We start from the raw sequence: 15,334 nt of genomic DNA, 5'->3' as shown, positions 1-15,334 counted from the left end.
TCAGGTCAGGACCGTCATCACCTGGCCACGTCGTTCCGGGCTGAAGCGGATGACGATGATGATGCAGACGGCGACCACGCCTGCGAACAGCGCCAGGGCATAGCCATAGCTGCCTCCGGCGCTTTCAGCGATTCCTGCTTGATAGGGGCCGCCATAGGACGCGGCGAGATTGCCCGCCTGATAGATAAAGCCGGGCAAGGTCGCCCGCACCGCGCCGGGCGAAAGCTCGTTGAGGTGCACGGGGATGACGCCCCAGGCACCCTGGACCGCGACCTGCATGACGAAGGCGCCGATGGCGAGCATGAACGGCGTGGTCGAGTAGGCCCATAGCGGGATGGACGGCAAGGCGATCAGGCATGCCAGCGTGATGGCGTTGACGCGGCCGATCTTCTCCGACAGCGCGCCGAATGCCAGGCCACCGACGATGGCGCCGATATTGGCAACGATGGTGATCCAGCTCACTGTGTGCGGATCAAAGCCATGCTGCTTCTTCAGGAAGGTCGGATAAAGATCCTGCGTGCCATGGCTGAAGAAATTGAAGAACATCATCAGCACGACGGCATAGAGCGCGACGCCCCAGTGCTTCTGCAGGGTTTCCCACATGCCCGGTCTCGCGGTCTTCTGCGCTTCGACGAAGGCCGGCGATTCCGGCACATGCGAGCGGATGAAGAGCACGATCAGCGCCGGCACGAAGCTGAGCAGGAACATGGCACGCCAGCCGATCGTGTAGCCGCCGATCGTCTGCTGATAGAGCAGACCATAGACCACCGCCGCCAGCAGATAGCCGGCCGGATAGCCGCATTGCAGGATGCCGGAGACCATGCCGCGTGCGCTCGGCGGAATGGACTCCATGGCCAGCGAACTGCCAAGCCCCCATTCGCCGCCCATGGCGATGCCGAACAAAGCACGCAGGGCGAGGAATATGCCGAGATTGGGCGAGAAGGCGGCCAGCGCGCCAATCACCGAATAGCTGACGATGTTGAGCATGAGGATCGGCTTGCGCCCGTATTTGTCGGCAAGCATGCCGAAGAAGAACGCGCCGATGAAGCGTGTCGCCAAGGTCAGGAACAGCGCCTTGGAGACCGCGGGCACGTCGGCGTGGAATTCGGTCGCGATATCGGTGAGCAGGAATGTCAGAAGGAAGAAATCGAAAGCATCGAGCGTCCAGCCCAGGAATGAGGCAAGGACGGTCTTCTTCTGCTGCGAATTAAGGGGCAAATCTTCCTCCATCATCATCGATGGGGGGAATTATCGGCCAGTTCAGGGAAGACCGGTGGTCACGTTTTCGCGTGGCTCATTTGATCGAACGCCCGCAGGAATGGCGGAAGGTGCGATGAGACCGACCGGTGCCATCTGTCGATGAACTCGATCGTGGCTTGAGGGTAGGTTTAGATTTCGAGATCAAACACCAGCAGTCCGTCCGTGCCGCCTTCCAGGGCAGCGACCAGGCGCGCGCCGGCGCGCTGGTGCGCTTCATGCACAAGATAGGCATCGCGCGCGGCAGCATCGCGGAAATCGATGGTGAAGCCGTGGGTGAAGCCGCGTGCGAACGGCTCCGGGCTGACATTGGCGCTGAATTTTACTGCGTCCATGCCGTCGATCACCTGTCGCAGCGCCTCGAGATCGGCATGGATCGCCGTGCGCTCGGTGGCGTCGACATCGTTGCGCAGCTTGACGAAAACACAGTGCCTGATCATGTCTTACTCCTCAGTGGCTAAGCAGCCCGGTTTCCGGAAAACACCGCCGGCGGCAGCGGCTCGCGGCCAAGGACCAGGTCGGCGCCCTTTTCACCGACCATGATGGTCGGCGCATTGGTGTTGGATGAAGGCACGCGCGGCATCACCGAGGCGTCGCAGACGCGCAGGCCCTCGATGCCGCGCAGCCGCAGATCCGGCGTCACGACAGCCATATCATCATGGCCCATGCGGCAGGTGCCGACCGGATGGTGGTCGGTCTTGGAACTGCGGCAGGCATAGTCGAACAGCTCGTCGTCGCTGGCGAGTGACGGGCCGGGCAGCACCTCGCGCAGCACGTAAGGGGCAAGCGCCTTCTGCCGCATGATCTCGCGGGCCAGCCGCAGCCCCTTGATCGACATGGCGCGGTCATAGGGATCGGACCAATAGTTCGGATCGATCAGCGGGTGGTCGGCCGGGTCGGCACTCTTCAGCCGGACCGTGCCGCGCGAACGCGGACGCAGGAAAGCCGAGTTCAGGGTGACGCCAGGGTTTTTCAGCTTCTCGACGCCGGCTTCGATGCCGGAACCCAAGCCGAGATGAAACTGGATGTCGGGCGAGGCGGCGGTCGGGTCGGCGTACCAGAAGCCGCCGGTCTCGAACAGGCTGGAGGCCACCGGCCCTTTCTTCAGCAGCAGATACTGCAGGCCGGCCCAGGCCGTGCGGTGCAGCTTGGCGTAGTTGTCATAGGTGTGATCGCCCGTACATTCGGCGATGACGAACAGATCAAGATGGTCCTGCATGTTGGAGCCGACGCCGGGCAGGTCGTGCACCGGCGTGACGCCGACCGACTTCAGATGGTCGGCGGGGCCGATGCCCGACTGCATCAAGAGTTTCGGCGAGCCGATGGCGCCGGACGAGACGATCACCTCGCGCTCGGCGCGCAGGATTTTCTTCTCGCCGCCCGGTCTGTCGACAATTTCGACGCCGATGGCGCGGCCCTTCTGGACGACGATGCGCGTCACCAGCACATCGGTTCGGACGGTCAGGTTCTTGCGGGCGCGGATCGGCCTCAAATAGGCGACTGAAGCGGACGAGCGCCGGGCATCCTTCTGGGTCAGCTGGTAATAGCCGACGCCTTCTTGGGCAGCGCCGTTGAAGTCCGGGTTGAAGGGGATGCCCATCTGCTGCCCGGCACGGAAATAGGCCTCGCAGATCGGCAGCGGCGCAATCGGGTTCGAGACGCCGAGCGGGCCCTGGTCACCGTGAAAATCGTTGGCGTAGCGCTGGTTGTTCTCAGCGCGCTTGAAATAGGGCAATACATCGCGATAGCCCCAGCCGGCGAGGCCTTCTTCCTTCTCCCAGTCGTCGTAGTCGCGGGCGTTGCCGCGCGTGTAGATCTGGGCATTGATGGACGAGCCGCCGCCGACCACCTTAGCCTGCGTGTACCAGAAGACGCGGTCCTTCATATGACTCTGCGGCACGGTCGACCAGCCCCAGGAAGCAATACCCTTGGTCATCTTGGCAAAGCCGGCAGGCATGTGGATATAGGGATGCCAGTCCTTGCCGCCGGCTTCCAGCAGCAGGACCGAATTTGCCGGATCCTCGCTCAATCGGTTGGCCAGAACGCAGCCGGCCGGACCGGCGCCCACGATGATGTAGTCGGTCATGACACTGTCCACTTATAGTCGCGGCACGGAGAGGGCGCCATCGACATTGATGATCGAGCCGGTCGAAAAGCCGAGCCTGCCGCCGGCGAGCGTCGCCACCACCGCACCGATGTCCGATGCTTCGCCCCAGCGTTTGGCCGGCACCAGTCCACTGTCGATGAGGGCATCGTATTTGGCGGTCACGCCTGAAGTCATGTCGGTGCGGATGATGCCGGGCCGCACCTCGAACACGCCGATGTTTTCGGGCGCCAACCGCAGCGCCAGGTTCTTCACCCACATCGAAAGCCCGGCTTTCGAGATGCAGTAATCCGGCCGCTCCGGCGACGCCATTTCGGCGCTGACCGAGGTGATGGTGATGATCGATCTCTGATCGCCCGAAGTGGCCAGCATCGCCTTGGCGACAGCCTGGCTGAGGAAGACGGTACCGCGCAGGTTGATGCCCATTGTGCGGTCGAAGTTCTCCGGTTTGAGGTCCAGGAGGTCACCGCGCACCACGGCGCCGATGCCGGCATTGTTGACCAGGCAGTCGATGCGGCCGAAGGCGCGCATCGCGGTATCGACAAGTACGGTGTGGCTTGCGAGATCGGCGATGTCGGACTGGACGTAGGCGAACTTCGCGCCACGCTTGGTGATGTCGGTGGCAAGTCCGTCAGCGGCCGTTTCGGCAAGGTCGACGACCAGAATATCGAAGCCGGCATCCGCCAGTGCCTGGGCGCAGGCAAGCCCAATGCCGCGCGCGCCGCCGGTGACGATGGCGGAGGGGCGGGTCATGCGGCGAGGTCCGTCTTATGGATGTGATCGGCGACACGCAGCGCCTGCGCGGCGATCGACAATGCCGGATTGACCGCCGCCGAGTTCGGCAGGAAGCCGGCGTCAACGACAAACAGGTTCCGGTGATCGAATGAGCGGCAGAACGGATCGAGCGCCGCCGTCGCCGGATCGTCGCCCATCTTTATCGTGCCGCATTGGTGCGACGGCGTGCGCTTGTCGAAGGGGCGCGAGAGAACGATGGGATAACCGCAGGCGCGGAAGTTTTCGCGCATCACCTTGGTCAGCCCGTCGAGCGATTGCATGTTGGAGCGCCGCCATTGCATGACGATGTCCTTGCCATCAACCATGATGCGGCTTTCGGGATCCGGCAGGTCCTCGCACATCAGGTACCAGTCGACGGCGTGGCCGGCCATGAAATCAAGCGCGAATTTTGGCGTGTACCTGACATTGGCCTGCAGCATGTTGCCGTCGATCTTGCCGAGCAGCTGGACGTTGCCGAGCGGCTTGCCGCCCTTGCCGCCGGACAGGTAATAGTCGTTCAGCATCAGCGTCTTCTGGTACACGGCATCGTTGCGGCGGCGCGGGTCGATCGCCAGCATGGCGCTCGAATTGTGGTTCATGAAATTGCGGCCGACCTGGTCGGACCGGTTGGCCAGGCCTTTGCCATCAGGAGAGGGCGAGCGCAGCAGGATGACTGCGGAATTGACCGCGCCGGCTGAGAGGATGACCAGCTTCGGTGATACTTTCTTCAACTCGCCATTCTGGCGGTAGTGAATGGCTGATATCGTCGTGCCGTCCGCCGAGGCTTCGAGATATTCGACGCAAGCGCCAGTCTCGAGCCGAATGTTCTGGTCGGTCAGCGCCGCCGTCAGCGGACCGGTCTGCGCGTCGACCTTGCCCTGGCCGGTGTTGGGAAACGCGTCCCAGCCGGTCTTGCCCTCGTTCAGCCAGGTTTCGATGTCGACACCGAGCGGCAGCGAGGCCGGATGCAGGCCAAGGTTTTTCAGCTCGGCGCGGGCGCGGGCGATCGGTGCCTCGTCGGGCACCGGCTTGTAGGTGTAGGGGACCGAATGGAACGGCTCGGTCGGATCCTCGCCCAGTGCACCGCGCACGCGAAACAGCTGTTCGGCTTTCGAATACCAGGGCTCGAATTCCTCATAGGAAAACGGCCATGCCGGCGAGACGCCGCCAAAGTGCTCCATGGCGGCGAAATCTTCCTTGCGGTAGCGGATCAGCACCGCGCCATAGAACTTCGAATTGCCGCCGACATAGTAGTAATTGCCGGGGTTGAAGGCGGCACCACCGGCCTCACGCCACATCTCCTTCGGCCTGTAATGGCCGTCGACAAAGATCGAGCGTGTGTCGCGCGCGTGCGGTGTCGCCGGCAACGGCTCGCCGCGTTCCAGCATCAGGATGGAGGCGCCGCTGCCGGCAAGGCCGGAGGCGATCGTGGCGCCGCCAATGCCGGAGCCGATGATGACGATGTCCGGATTTGTCATGGCCTAAATCGCGTCCCGACGCGTTTTAGTTTCTTGTTTTGATGCATGTCGTTGCCCCAAAACCGGATCCACTTTTGGGCGACATACATTAGCGAATACGGGTCTCGGTCGCCGGATCGAAGAACACCGCCTTGGTCAGGTTGAAGGCGAGCGGCGTGTTGGTGCCCGGCTGGATGTTGGCGTCGGCGCGCAGCCGCGCCACCACGCCCTTGCCGCCGAGATTGGTGACGGCGAAGGTATCCGAGCCGGCCGGTTCGACGACCTCGATGTGACAGTCTGCGGTTGCGATGTGCGAGGCGTTGCGCTCGGCACCTTCCGGATCGGTCAGGGCTTCGGGGCGGACACCGAAGATGATCGGCTTGCCCTGGAATGCCGACAGGCCGGCCGGTGCATTGGCCATCGGCAGCGAGATCGGCTCTCGTGCTTCGCGCTGCAGCACGACGGACAGCGCATTGCCTGACGTGCCGATGGTCGCCGGGATCAGGTTCATCGCCGGCGAGCCCATGAAATCGGCGACGAAGAGATTGCTCGGATTGTTGTAAATTTCGGCCGGCGTACCGAACTGCTGCACCTCGCCATCCCGCATGACCGCGATCTTGGTGGCCAGCGTCATCGCCTCGATCTGGTCGTGTGTGACGTAGACGATGGTGGTGCCGGTGGTGGCGTGCAGACGCTTGATCTCGATGCGCATGTCGACGCGCAGCTTGGCGTCGAGGTTGGACAGCGGCTCGTCGAACAGGAACAGTTTTGGGTCGCGCACCAGCGCCCGGCCCATGGCGACGCGCTGGCGCTGACCGCCCGAAAGCTGGCTCGGCTTGCGCTGCAGCAGATGACCGATCTGCAGCACCTTCGCCACCTTGTCGATGGCCTTCTGGCGCTCCGCCGCCGGCACGCCGCGCATCTCCATGCCGAAGGAGATGTTTCCGGCCACCGTCATGTTCGGGTAGAGCGCATAGCTCTGGAACACCATGGCGATGTCGCGCTTGGAGGGGTGCAGATCGTTGATGGTGCGGCCGTCGACACGGATTTCGCCAGACGTGATCGTCTCCAGGCCGGCGATGGTGTTGAGCAAGGTCGACTTGCCGCAGCCGGAAGGGCCGACCAGCACCAGGAAGCCGCCTTTCTCGAGTTCGACATCGATCCCTTTGAGGATCTCGACCTGGCCGAAGCGCTTTCTCAGACCATCAATTTCCAGAAAAGCCATCAGATCATCCTTTGACGGCGCCAGCCATGAGACCACGCACGAAGTAGCGGCCGGCGAGCACATAGACGAGAAGGGTGGGCAGTGCCGCGATCATCGCGGCGGCCATGTTGACGTTGTATTCGACGACGCCGGTCGAGGTGTTGACGACGTTGTTGAGCGCCACCGTCATCGGCATCGCGTCGCCGGTGCCGGCGTAAGCCGAGGCGAACAGGAAGTCGTTCCAGATGTTGGTGAACTGGTAGATCACCGTGACGACGAAGATCGGCATTGAATTCGGCAGCATGATGCGCCGGAAGATCTGGAAGAAGGAGGCGCCGTCGACCTGTGCCGCCTTGACCAGTTCGGTCGGGAACGCCTCATAGTAGTTGCGGAAGAACAGCGTGGTGAAGCCGATGCCGTAGACGACGTGGACGAAGACGAGGTTGACCGTCGGGTTGCCGAGGCCAAAGCTGGTTCCCGTTGCATTCTGCAGCGTGACGCCGAAGCGGCCGAGACTGCCGAGGATGGTCGCCATCGGCAGCAGCACCGACTGGAACGGGATGAAGCAGGCGAACAGCATCAGCCCGAACACCAGCGTTGCCCCGCGAAAACGCCACTTGGTCAGCACGTAGCCGTTGAGCGCGCCGAGCATCGTCGAGATCAGGACGGCCGGGACCACCATCTTGATAGAGTTCCAGAAATAGCCCTTGATGCCGGCGCAGGTGAGGCCGACGCAGGTCTCGCCCCAAGCCTTCAGCCACGGATCGAAGGTCGGCGCCCTGGGCAGCGCCAGCATGTTGCCGTTCTGGATCTCGTCCATGGTCTTGAACGAGGTCACCAGCATGACGAACAGCGGCATCAGATAAAATAGCGCAAACAGCGCCAGCAGCCCGTAGATGACGATGCGGTTGATAACCTTGACGTTGACGCCGCCGGAGGCTTGGCGGGCGGGAGTGGTGACGGCGCTCATCGCGGCTTCTCCCGCAGTTCCGAATAGAGATAGGGCACGATGATGGCGACGATGGTCATCAGCATGATCACGGCGCTGGCCGAGCCGACGGCCATTTCGTTGCGCTTGAACGTGTACTCATACATGAAGTTGGATGGCAGCCAGGCCGAGCCGCCGGGGCCGCCGCTGGTCAGCGCCACGACCAGATCGTAGGACTTGATGGCGAGGTGCGCGAGCACGATGAAGGCCGACAGGAAGATCGGCCGCAGCAGCGGGATGACGATGCGGCGGTAGAGCTGGAAGGTGGTGGCGCCGTCGATCTGCGCCGCCTTCATGATCTCGCCGTCGATGCCGCGCAGGCCGGCCAGGAACATCGCCATGATGAAGCCGGAGGCCTGCCAGACGCCGGCAATGACCACGGTGTAGATGACGAAATCCTTGTTCTTGATCCAGTCGAAATGGAAGCTCGTCCAGCCCCATTGATGCAAGGTCTGCTCGAGGCCGAGGCCGGGATCGAGGAACCATTTCCAGGCGACGCCGGTGACGATGAAGGACAGCGCCATCGGGTAGAGATAGATCGGCCTCAACACGCCTTCGCCGCGGATCTTCTGGTCGAGCAGGATGGCCAGGAACAGGCCGAGCGCCAGGCAGATGAAGATGTAGAGAAAGCCGAAGATACCCATATTGGTGATCGACGTGTACCAGCTCGAGGGCGGGTCGGTGTCGAAGGTCCAGCCCCACAGTCGCTGATAGGCGCGCGAGCCGGTTAGGACATAGGATGGGAAGGTCTTGGAATTGGTGAAGGACAAATAGATCGTCCACAGGATGAAGCCGTAGACGAAGACGATGGTGATGGCAAAGCTGGGCGCCAGCACGATCTTCGGCAATGCGTCCTGCAGGCGTGAGCGCACCGAGGCGCGTGGCCGCGCATGCTCCGGCGTCAGCTTGATCTGGCTTGTCGCTACCGTGCTCATGGGGCTCCTCCCGTCGACTCGCGGCCAACCAGCTTCGCGGATCTGGGCCTTCCCCGCCGGAGCGGGGAAGGCGTTTTTGGCGCGTGGCGCTTACTTGGCGTCGTCGATCGCCTTGACCAGCTCGGTCACGGCCTCGTCCGAGGTCTTGATCTGCCCATGGACGAATTTGGAGACGACGTCCTTGTAGGCATTGGCGACCGCCGGGGGCGCGCCATAGCCCTGGGCGAGCGAGCCGAACAGCGTGCCGCCTTCGTTAGCTGCCTTCAGGTCGGCGATGCCCTTCTTGCCGCACGCGTCGAAGTCGGTGTCCGGAACGTCGGTACGGGCCGGAACCGAACCCTTGACGACGTTGAAGGCCGACTGGAAGCTCTTCGACAGGGTGGCGGTAGCCAGTGCGACCTGGGCGGCCTTGCGGTCGTCGGGAACATTGAACATGCCGAACATGTCGGAGTTGTAGATCACCGAGCCGTCGGTGCCCGGGAAGCGATAGCACAGGAAGTCGGTGCCCGGCGTTTTCTTGGCGGCGTTGAACTCGCCCTTGGCCCAATCGCCCATGACCTGCACCAGGGCATCGCCCTTGATGACCATGGCGGTGGCAAGGTTCCAGTCGCGGCCGGAGAAGTTGGGGTCGACATAGGTGACGAGCTTGGCCAGATTGTCGAACGACTTCTTCATCGTGTCGGACTTCAGGGATGCGTCATCGAGGTCGTTGAAGGCCTTCTTGTAGAACTCGGGTCCGCCGGTCGACAGCACGACCGAGTCGAACATGGTGGCTTCCTGCCAGTTCTGGCCGCCGAGAGCGAGCGGGATCACCCCTGCCGCCTTGGCCTTGTCGAGCAGGGCAACGAAGTCGTCGAAGGTCTTCGGCTCGGTGCCGCCGATCTTGTCCAGGACGGCCTTGTTGATCCACAGCCAGTTGACCGAGTGAACGTTGACCGGCGCCGCGACCCACTTGCCGTCATAGACCGAAAACTTCTGCAGGGCTGCCGGAACGGACTTGTCCCAGCCTTCCTTCTTCGCCGTTTCGGTCAGGTCGCCCATGACGCCGGCAGCGGCGTAGTCGAGCACGGTGTAGCCGAGCATCTGCGAGGCGGTCGGATAATTGCCGGCCGCGACCATCGCCTTCAGCGCAGTCATGGCGGCGTCGCCGCCACCGCCGGCCACCGGCACGTCCTTCCAGGCGTAGCCTTCCTTGGCCAGATCTCCCTTAAGGACGTTGAGAGCAGCCGCTTCGCCACCCGACGTCCACCAATGCAGCATCTGCACTTCCTTGACGTCCTCGGCGTGGGCCGCGAAAGCCAGGCCGGATGCGAGAGCGGTTCCGATAAGCAGTTTGCGCAACATGTACTACCTCCCTTGTTGCATTACACGACCGGTGAAGCCCACCGGGTTCTTCTCAACTCAGCCGACCCACCACCCGGTGCGCTGGCCGCGATGAAACTGGATTGTCTTTTCCTCGGTATAATCCTCGACGGCGCGTTTGCCGAGTTCGCGTCCGAGACCGGACTGCTTGTAGCCTCCGAACGGCAGCTCGGGATAGCCTTCCATGAATGTGTTCACCCAGACGGTTCCCGAACGCACCCCACGCGCAATCGACATGCAATTGTCGATACTGGCGCTCCACACGCCCGCCGACAAACCATAGGGCGTGTTGTTGGCGATGTGCAACGCCTTTTCAATCGATTCAAAAGTCAGAACCGAGAGCACCGGACCGAACACTTCTTCGCGCGCAATGGCCATCTCCTCGGTAACGCCGCGGATGATGGTGGGATCGAGATATTGGCCGACATTGGAGGCCAATTGCTTGCCTCCGCTGTAAACCTGGCTGCCGTCGCCTTCAGCGGCGGAAACATAGCCGGCCACCTTCTTCAGATGGTCGGACGAGATCATCGCGCCCACCTTGGTTTGGTCATCGAGCGGATCGCCGACCGTAACCCTGGCGGTAAGCGCCTTGACGGCGCTGAGAAAATCGTCGGCGATCGCCTCGTGCACGATCAGCCGGCTGCCGGCATTGCAGCACTCGCCGGCATTGAAGAAGCCGCCGAACACCGCCGCATCGGCGGCCGCCTCGAGGTCGGCGTCCGGGAAGACGATCTGGCCGTTCTTGCCGCCGAGCTCCATCGAAACTTTCTTCAGCGATAGCGCGGCGGACGCCATGGTCATCTTGCCGACGCGGGTCGAGCCGGTGAACGAGACCATCTCGACCAGGGGATGGCTGACCATCGGCGCGCCGACGTCGGCGCCAAGCCCGGCCAGGATGTTGACGACGCCGGGGGGCAGGCCGGCCTGCAGCAGGATATCGCCGAGCACAAAGGTCGAGGCCGAGGTCATTTCGCTCGGCTTGACCACCGCCGTGCAACCGGCGGCGAGCGCGAAGGGCAGTTTCTGGCTGACGATCAGGAACGGGAAATTCCACGGCGTGATGATCGAGACGACGCCGATCGGCTCGCGCAGCACGACGCCCAGCATGGCATCGCCGAGATTGGCATAGGATTCACCGTGCAGCGTGCGGGCGAGCGAGGCGGCGTAGCGCCAGATATCGACGGCGCCGCCAATCTCACCGCGCGCCTGGGCGATCGGCTTGCCGGATTCCAGTGCATCGAGCCGGGCGATCTCTTCCAGCCGGCCCTCGATCAGGTCAGCCGCCTTGAGTAGGATCGCGGCACGCTCAGCTGCCTTCATGCGCGGCCATGGACCGGTCTCGAACGCCTTGTGGGCGGCCTGCACAGCGGCTTCCACTTCGGCCTCGCCGGCCTGCGCGTAGTGCGAGACGGTGAAGCCGTGGCCGGGGCTATTTCGAGCAATCGTGCGGCCGTCGCGGGCATCGACATGCTTGCCGCCGATCAGCAGTCTGTACGCTTTCGGTGCCGCAGCCGCCTCGGCCGGCATGGCGATCTTGAGGGGGGCGTTCATCTGTTTTCCTCTAGGATCTCGAAAAGGCTGGCTTCTGCTTGGCCTTGAAGGCATCGACGCCGGCCTTGAGATCTCCGGTCAGGGCGATGAAGCCGCTGGCCAGCGCTTCGGTGGCGGCGGCACTTTCCTCGCCTTCGGCGACCGCGATCATCAGCTTGGCGGCTTCGGTCGCCAGCGGGCCGCGCTCGGCGATCTTTTCCGCCCACGCCCTTGCTTCGTCGTATGCCTTGCCAGTCGCGACCACCCGGTCGACGATGCCCAGAGCGAGTGCCTCGGGGGCGAGAAAGATCTCGCNCGTATGCCTTGCCAGTCGCGACCACCCGGTCGACGATGCCCAGAGCGAGTGCCTCGGGGGCGAGAAAGATCTCGCCGCCGAGCGCCATGCGGCGCACCGTCTGCGCGCCGAAGCGGCGCACGGCGCGCTGCGTGCCTGACCAGCCGGGCACGACACCGATCGAAGTTTCAGGGAAGCCCAGTTTCACTTGTGTTTCCGCCACGCGGAAGTCGCAAGCCACAGCCAACTCCAGGCCGCCGCCCAGCGCATGGCCGGACAGGACGGCGATGGTCGGCTGCCGCAGCCGCGCCAAGCGGTCGAAGACGCGGTGGCCATAGCGCACCCATTGCACCTGGAAATCGGCGGCACTCATCCGCGCCCACGCCTCGACATCGCCGCCGGCGCAGAAGCCCTTGCCTTCGCCACGGATGAGCACGACGCGCACGCCGTCGGCCGCTTCCGCTTCGTCGAGCGCTGTTTCGAGCGCGCGAAGCATGGGGATATCCAGTGCGTTGAATTTCTCCGGCCGGCGCAGCGTGACGATGCCGAGGGCGCCATCCTGTTTGAAGGTGACGAGAGGCTCAGCCATGCGCGCCTCCGAGCGAGGCGCCGCCATTCAGTGACAGGCCTATCGGTTGCTCCTGATAGAGGGCTGCCGGTGTCGTCTTGAGGTCCTTGGCAACGCCCAACGGCATTTCCGACTGCGCCAGCACATCGCGCTGTAGATCGATGCCGGGTGCGAGTTCTGTGACGACCAGGCCCTCCGGCGTGAGCCTCATCACGCAGCGCTCGGTGACATAGGTGATGTCCTGCCCCTGCGCGACCGCGCGCTTCCCCGAAAACGAGATGTGCTCGACCTCGTTGACCACCTTCTTGACCTTGCCCTCCTGCTCGATGCGGATACCGCCATCGGCCAGAGACAGCTTGGCGCCGGCGTTGAAGAAGCCGGAGAAGACGATCTTCCTCGCCCGTGCGGTGATGTCGACAAAGCCGCCGGCGCCGGCGGTGACATGCGGGCGCGCCGAAAGCTTCGAGACATTGACCGAGCCATGGCGATCGATCTGCAGGAAGGACAGCAGCGAAGCGTCGAAGCCGCCGGCCTGGAAATAGACGAACTGGTGCGGCGAGGGCATGAAGGCGTCGGCGTTCGACGAACAGCCGAATTTGAAGTCGAGCAGCGGCACGCCGCCGACCGCGCCCTGTTCGATCACCCAGGTAATCTTGCCGTGCTGTCCTTCCTCGAGAAGGATGCGAGGGACATTGGCGGAAATGCCGAAGCCGATGTTGACGGCCATGCCGTCGCGCAACTCCATGGCGACGCGGCGCGCGATCACTTTCTGGACGTTCATCTCCGGCGTGCGGAAGCTCGACAGCGGCCGGAAGATTTCTCCGGAGATGGCCGGGTCATAGGGTGTCAGCGTCGTCTGCAACTGGTCGGGCGCGACGACGATATGGTCGACCAGGACGCCCGGCACGCGCACGTCATGCGGTTTCAGCGTACCGTTTTCAACGACACGCTTGACCTGCGCGATGACGATGCCGCCATTGTTGCGAGCGGCGAGCGCCTGTTCGAGGCCGCCGAGATAGGCGCCCTCATGCTCGTAGGTGAGGTTGCCGCGCTCGTCGGCTGACGTGGCGCGGATGATCGAGACCTGCGGCACGATGGAGCGGAAATAGAGCCATTCCTCGCCGTCGAACTGCTGCACCGAAACGATCGGCTCGCTGGCGGCGGCGTTCATGGCGCAGCCCTGGTGGCGCGGGTCGGCGAAGGTGTCGAGACCGACCTTGGTCAGCACGCCCGGCCGCTTGGCGGCCGCTTCGCGGTGCATGTCGAACAGGATGCCGGACGGCACGTTGTAGGCGGCGACCGAATTGTCGCCGATCATCTTCCAGATCTGCGGCGGTTCGGAAGAGGAGGGGCCGGACGGGTAGGAGCCGCACAAAGTACGCTTCAGCAGGCCGGGCTTGGCCAGATGGTCGATGCCTTTGATGCCGTACATGTCGCCGGCGGCGATCGGGTGAAGTGTGGTGATATTTTTTGGGTGGCCTTCCCCATCGAAGCGTTCGCCGATCGCGGCAAGCACCGCGTCCGGACAGCCGAGACCGCTCGACGACGACACGGATACGACCATGCCGTCCTTGATCAGGCCCGCCGCCTGCGCTGCCGAAACGACCTTGCTCAATTCATGCTCCCCGAACCGGCCGTCCTGTTTCGGGTGCGGCGATCCGGGCCACAGCTTTCCCTGACGACCAGATTGACCGCGCCGATATGGTCCTCGGCGCGTGTGGTGCGCGACTGGATCATTTTCAGCATGACATGGGCGGCGCGTTCGCCGAGGCCGGCCGAGTCCACCGCGACGCTGGTCAGCGCCGGCATGTAATGCTCGGCCTCGGCCACGTCGTCGAAACCGACGATGGCGAAATCAGTTCCCGGCTCAAGCCTACGCTTGCGCAGCGCCAGCATGGCGCCAAAGGCGACAGCGTCGTTGAAGCAGAGCGCCGCGGTCGGCGGCTCAGCCATAGCGAGAGCGGTTTCCAGGCACGCTATACCACCTCTGCGGCTGGTCTCGCCCTCGACGACAAGTGCGTCGCGGGCGGCGATGCCCTGCGTCTCGCAGGCTTCGCGAAATCCGCCAAGCCGCTCGTGATAGACCACCAGGTCGGACGAGCCGCCGAAGAAGACCAGCCGGCGATGTCCCTTGCCGATCAGATGCGCGGTGGCGAGATAGGCGCCGCGATGATTGTCGGGCGCGATCACCGGGATGCGGCTCTCGGGAAGCCGGCGCATGGCGAAGACAACCGGCAGACCCGCCGTCTCGATCCGCCTGAAGGCGCCCGGCGTCGTGCCGCGAGCCGGCGAGACGATGAGACCGGCGACGCCTTGCTCCATCAGCGACTTCAGCACTTCTTCCTGGCGCACCGGATTTTCCGCCGTGTTGGCGATGAACGGCACGATGCCGGCCGACTGAAAGACGCGTTCCATGCCGACCGCCAGTTCGGCGAAGAAAGGATTGGTCAGATCGTTGATGACCATGCCGATGACGTTGGAGTGCGCCTTGCGCAGATTGGCGGCGCCGCGGTTGTAGACGTAACCGACATCCTCGATCGCCTTGCGCACCTTGCTCGCTGTTTCGGGCCGGATCAGTCCGCTGCCCTGGAGCACGAGCGATACCGTCGATTTGGACACGCCTGCTTCGCGGGCGATGTCGAATATCGTCGCCTTGGCCCGGTTGGCCATCCAGATGCATCCTCCTCGATTGCAGGCCCAAACTATTGGAACGTTCTAATCTCCGCTCCGCTCGTAAGTCAATCGGGATTTTCCCGCGCCTCGAACGCCGATTGTGCGTACTCAAATGGCTTGCTCCACAAGGATTAGTGTTGCAATGCAGCATTCTTCCTACCGTGGAGCCCGAATCTTAAAGGTTCTT

General features: G+C 63.5%; 12 protein-coding genes and 1 pseudogene. All 13 read right to left on the bottom strand.

Annotated elements, in window-relative coordinates; translation table 11 throughout:
* The 13 genes and pseudogenes from X735_RS157390 to X735_RS157445 all read right to left on the bottom strand — a co-directional run bounded on the left by X735_RS157390 (nucleotide 1) and on the right by X735_RS157445 (nucleotide 15,144).
* A complete protein-coding gene (locus X735_RS157390; protein ID WP_023810094.1) occupies nucleotides 1-1,218 on the bottom strand; it encodes an MFS transporter in 1,218 nt (405 codons plus the stop codon).
* Between the two features lie 170 nt (nucleotides 1,219-1,388).
* Nucleotides 1,389-1,697 (bottom strand): Dabb family protein, encoded by a 309-nt coding sequence (locus X735_RS157395; protein ID WP_023810093.1) that lies wholly within the window; start codon nucleotides 1,695-1,697, stop codon nucleotides 1,389-1,391.
* A 17-nt stretch (nucleotides 1,698-1,714) separates the two neighbouring features.
* Nucleotides 1,715-3,343, bottom strand: coding sequence for a choline dehydrogenase (locus tag X735_RS157400; RefSeq protein WP_023810092.1), 1,629 nt, complete (start codon nucleotides 3,341-3,343; stop codon nucleotides 1,715-1,717).
* A gap of 12 nt (nucleotides 3,344-3,355) precedes the next feature.
* Nucleotides 3,356-4,114 carry a 3-ketoacyl-ACP reductase gene (locus tag X735_RS157405; protein ID WP_023810091.1) on the bottom strand — a complete coding sequence of 253 codons (759 nt, stop codon included), beginning with the start codon at nucleotides 4,112-4,114 and terminating at the stop codon, nucleotides 3,356-3,358.
* On the bottom strand, nucleotides 4,111-5,613 hold the full coding sequence (locus tag X735_RS157410) for a GMC family oxidoreductase (RefSeq protein WP_023810090.1): 1,503 nt from the start codon (nucleotides 5,611-5,613) through the stop codon (nucleotides 4,111-4,113). Before X735_RS157410 ends, X735_RS157405 begins: the two co-directional genes overlap by 4 nt.
* A gap of 88 nt (nucleotides 5,614-5,701) precedes the next feature.
* Nucleotides 5,702-6,817, bottom strand: a complete 1,116-nt coding sequence (locus X735_RS157415) for an ABC transporter ATP-binding protein (RefSeq protein WP_023810089.1) — start codon at nucleotides 6,815-6,817, stop codon at nucleotides 5,702-5,704.
* Nucleotides 6,818-6,821: 4 nt separating this feature from the next.
* Nucleotides 6,822-7,766 (bottom strand): carbohydrate ABC transporter permease, encoded by a 945-nt coding sequence (locus tag X735_RS157420; protein WP_023810088.1) that lies wholly within the window; start codon nucleotides 7,764-7,766, stop codon nucleotides 6,822-6,824.
* Nucleotides 7,763-8,719, bottom strand: coding sequence for a sugar ABC transporter permease (locus X735_RS157425; RefSeq protein WP_023810087.1), 957 nt, complete (start codon nucleotides 8,717-8,719; stop codon nucleotides 7,763-7,765). Before X735_RS157425 ends, X735_RS157420 begins: the two co-directional genes overlap by 4 nt.
* Nucleotides 8,720-8,809: 90 nt before the next feature.
* The gene (locus X735_RS157430; RefSeq protein WP_032900903.1) at nucleotides 8,810-10,063 is read right to left on the bottom strand and encodes an ABC transporter substrate-binding protein; all 1,254 of its coding nucleotides are present in this window, start codon (nucleotides 10,061-10,063) and stop codon (nucleotides 8,810-8,812) included.
* A gap of 57 nt (nucleotides 10,064-10,120) precedes the next feature.
* Complete coding sequence (locus X735_RS157435; protein WP_023810085.1) at nucleotides 10,121-11,632, bottom strand: aldehyde dehydrogenase family protein; 1,512 nt, start codon at nucleotides 11,630-11,632, stop codon at nucleotides 10,121-10,123.
* A gap of 10 nt (nucleotides 11,633-11,642) precedes the next feature.
* Nucleotides 11,643-12,495 (bottom strand): annotated as a pseudogene (locus X735_RS01000000165685) (enoyl-CoA hydratase/isomerase family protein).
* Nucleotides 12,488-14,089: an acyl CoA:acetate/3-ketoacid CoA transferase gene (locus tag X735_RS157440; protein WP_023810082.1), complete on the bottom strand. Its 1,602-nt coding sequence runs from the start codon at nucleotides 14,087-14,089 to the stop codon at nucleotides 12,488-12,490. Before X735_RS157440 ends, X735_RS01000000165685 begins: the two are co-directional and overlap by 8 nt.
* Nucleotides 14,086-15,144 (bottom strand): LacI family DNA-binding transcriptional regulator, encoded by a 1,059-nt coding sequence (locus X735_RS157445; RefSeq protein WP_023810081.1) that lies wholly within the window; start codon nucleotides 15,142-15,144, stop codon nucleotides 14,086-14,088. The genes X735_RS157440 and X735_RS157445 overlap by 4 nt, the downstream gene beginning before the upstream one ends.
* Nucleotides 15,145-15,334: the final 190 nt, after the last annotated feature.

The organism is Mesorhizobium sp. L2C084A000 (genome assembly GCF_000502875.1).
Taxonomy (GTDB): domain Bacteria; phylum Pseudomonadota; class Alphaproteobacteria; order Rhizobiales; family Rhizobiaceae; genus Mesorhizobium.
This window is presented reverse-complemented; position numbering and strand designations above follow the sequence as displayed.

What these genes read in the sequence shown, in the direction of transcription:
- X735_RS157395 (WP_023810093.1), bottom strand. Translation starts at nt 1,697, where the DNA reads ATGATCAGGCACTGTGTTTTCGTCAAGCTGCGCAACGATGTCGACGCC.
- X735_RS157400 (WP_023810092.1), bottom strand. Translation starts at nt 3,343, where the DNA reads ATGACCGACTACATCATCGTGGGCGCCGGTCCGGCCGGCTGCGTTCTG.
- X735_RS157405 (WP_023810091.1), bottom strand. Translation starts at nt 4,114, where the DNA reads ATGACCCGCCCCTCCGCCATCGTCACCGGCGGCGCGCGCGGCATTGGG.
- X735_RS157410 (WP_023810090.1), bottom strand. Translation starts at nt 5,613, where the DNA reads ATGACAAATCCGGACATCGTCATCATCGGCTCCGGCATTGGCGGCGCC.
- X735_RS157415 (WP_023810089.1), bottom strand. Translation starts at nt 6,817, where the DNA reads ATGGCTTTTCTGGAAATTGATGGTCTGAGAAAGCGCTTCGGCCAGGTC.
- X735_RS157420 (WP_023810088.1), bottom strand. Translation starts at nt 7,766, where the DNA reads ATGAGCGCCGTCACCACTCCCGCCCGCCAAGCCTCCGGCGGCGTCAAC.
- X735_RS157425 (WP_023810087.1), bottom strand. Translation starts at nt 8,719, where the DNA reads ATGAGCACGGTAGCGACAAGCCAGATCAAGCTGACGCCGGAGCATGCG.
- X735_RS157430 (WP_032900903.1), bottom strand. Translation starts at nt 10,063, where the DNA reads ATGTTGCGCAAACTGCTTATCGGAACCGCTCTCGCATCCGGCCTGGCT.
- X735_RS157435 (WP_023810085.1), bottom strand. Translation starts at nt 11,632, where the DNA reads ATGAACGCCCCCCTCAAGATCGCCATGCCGGCCGAGGCGGCTGCGGCA.
- X735_RS157445 (WP_023810081.1), bottom strand. Translation starts at nt 15,144, where the DNA reads ATGGCCAACCGGGCCAAGGCGACGATATTCGACATCGCCCGCGAAGCA.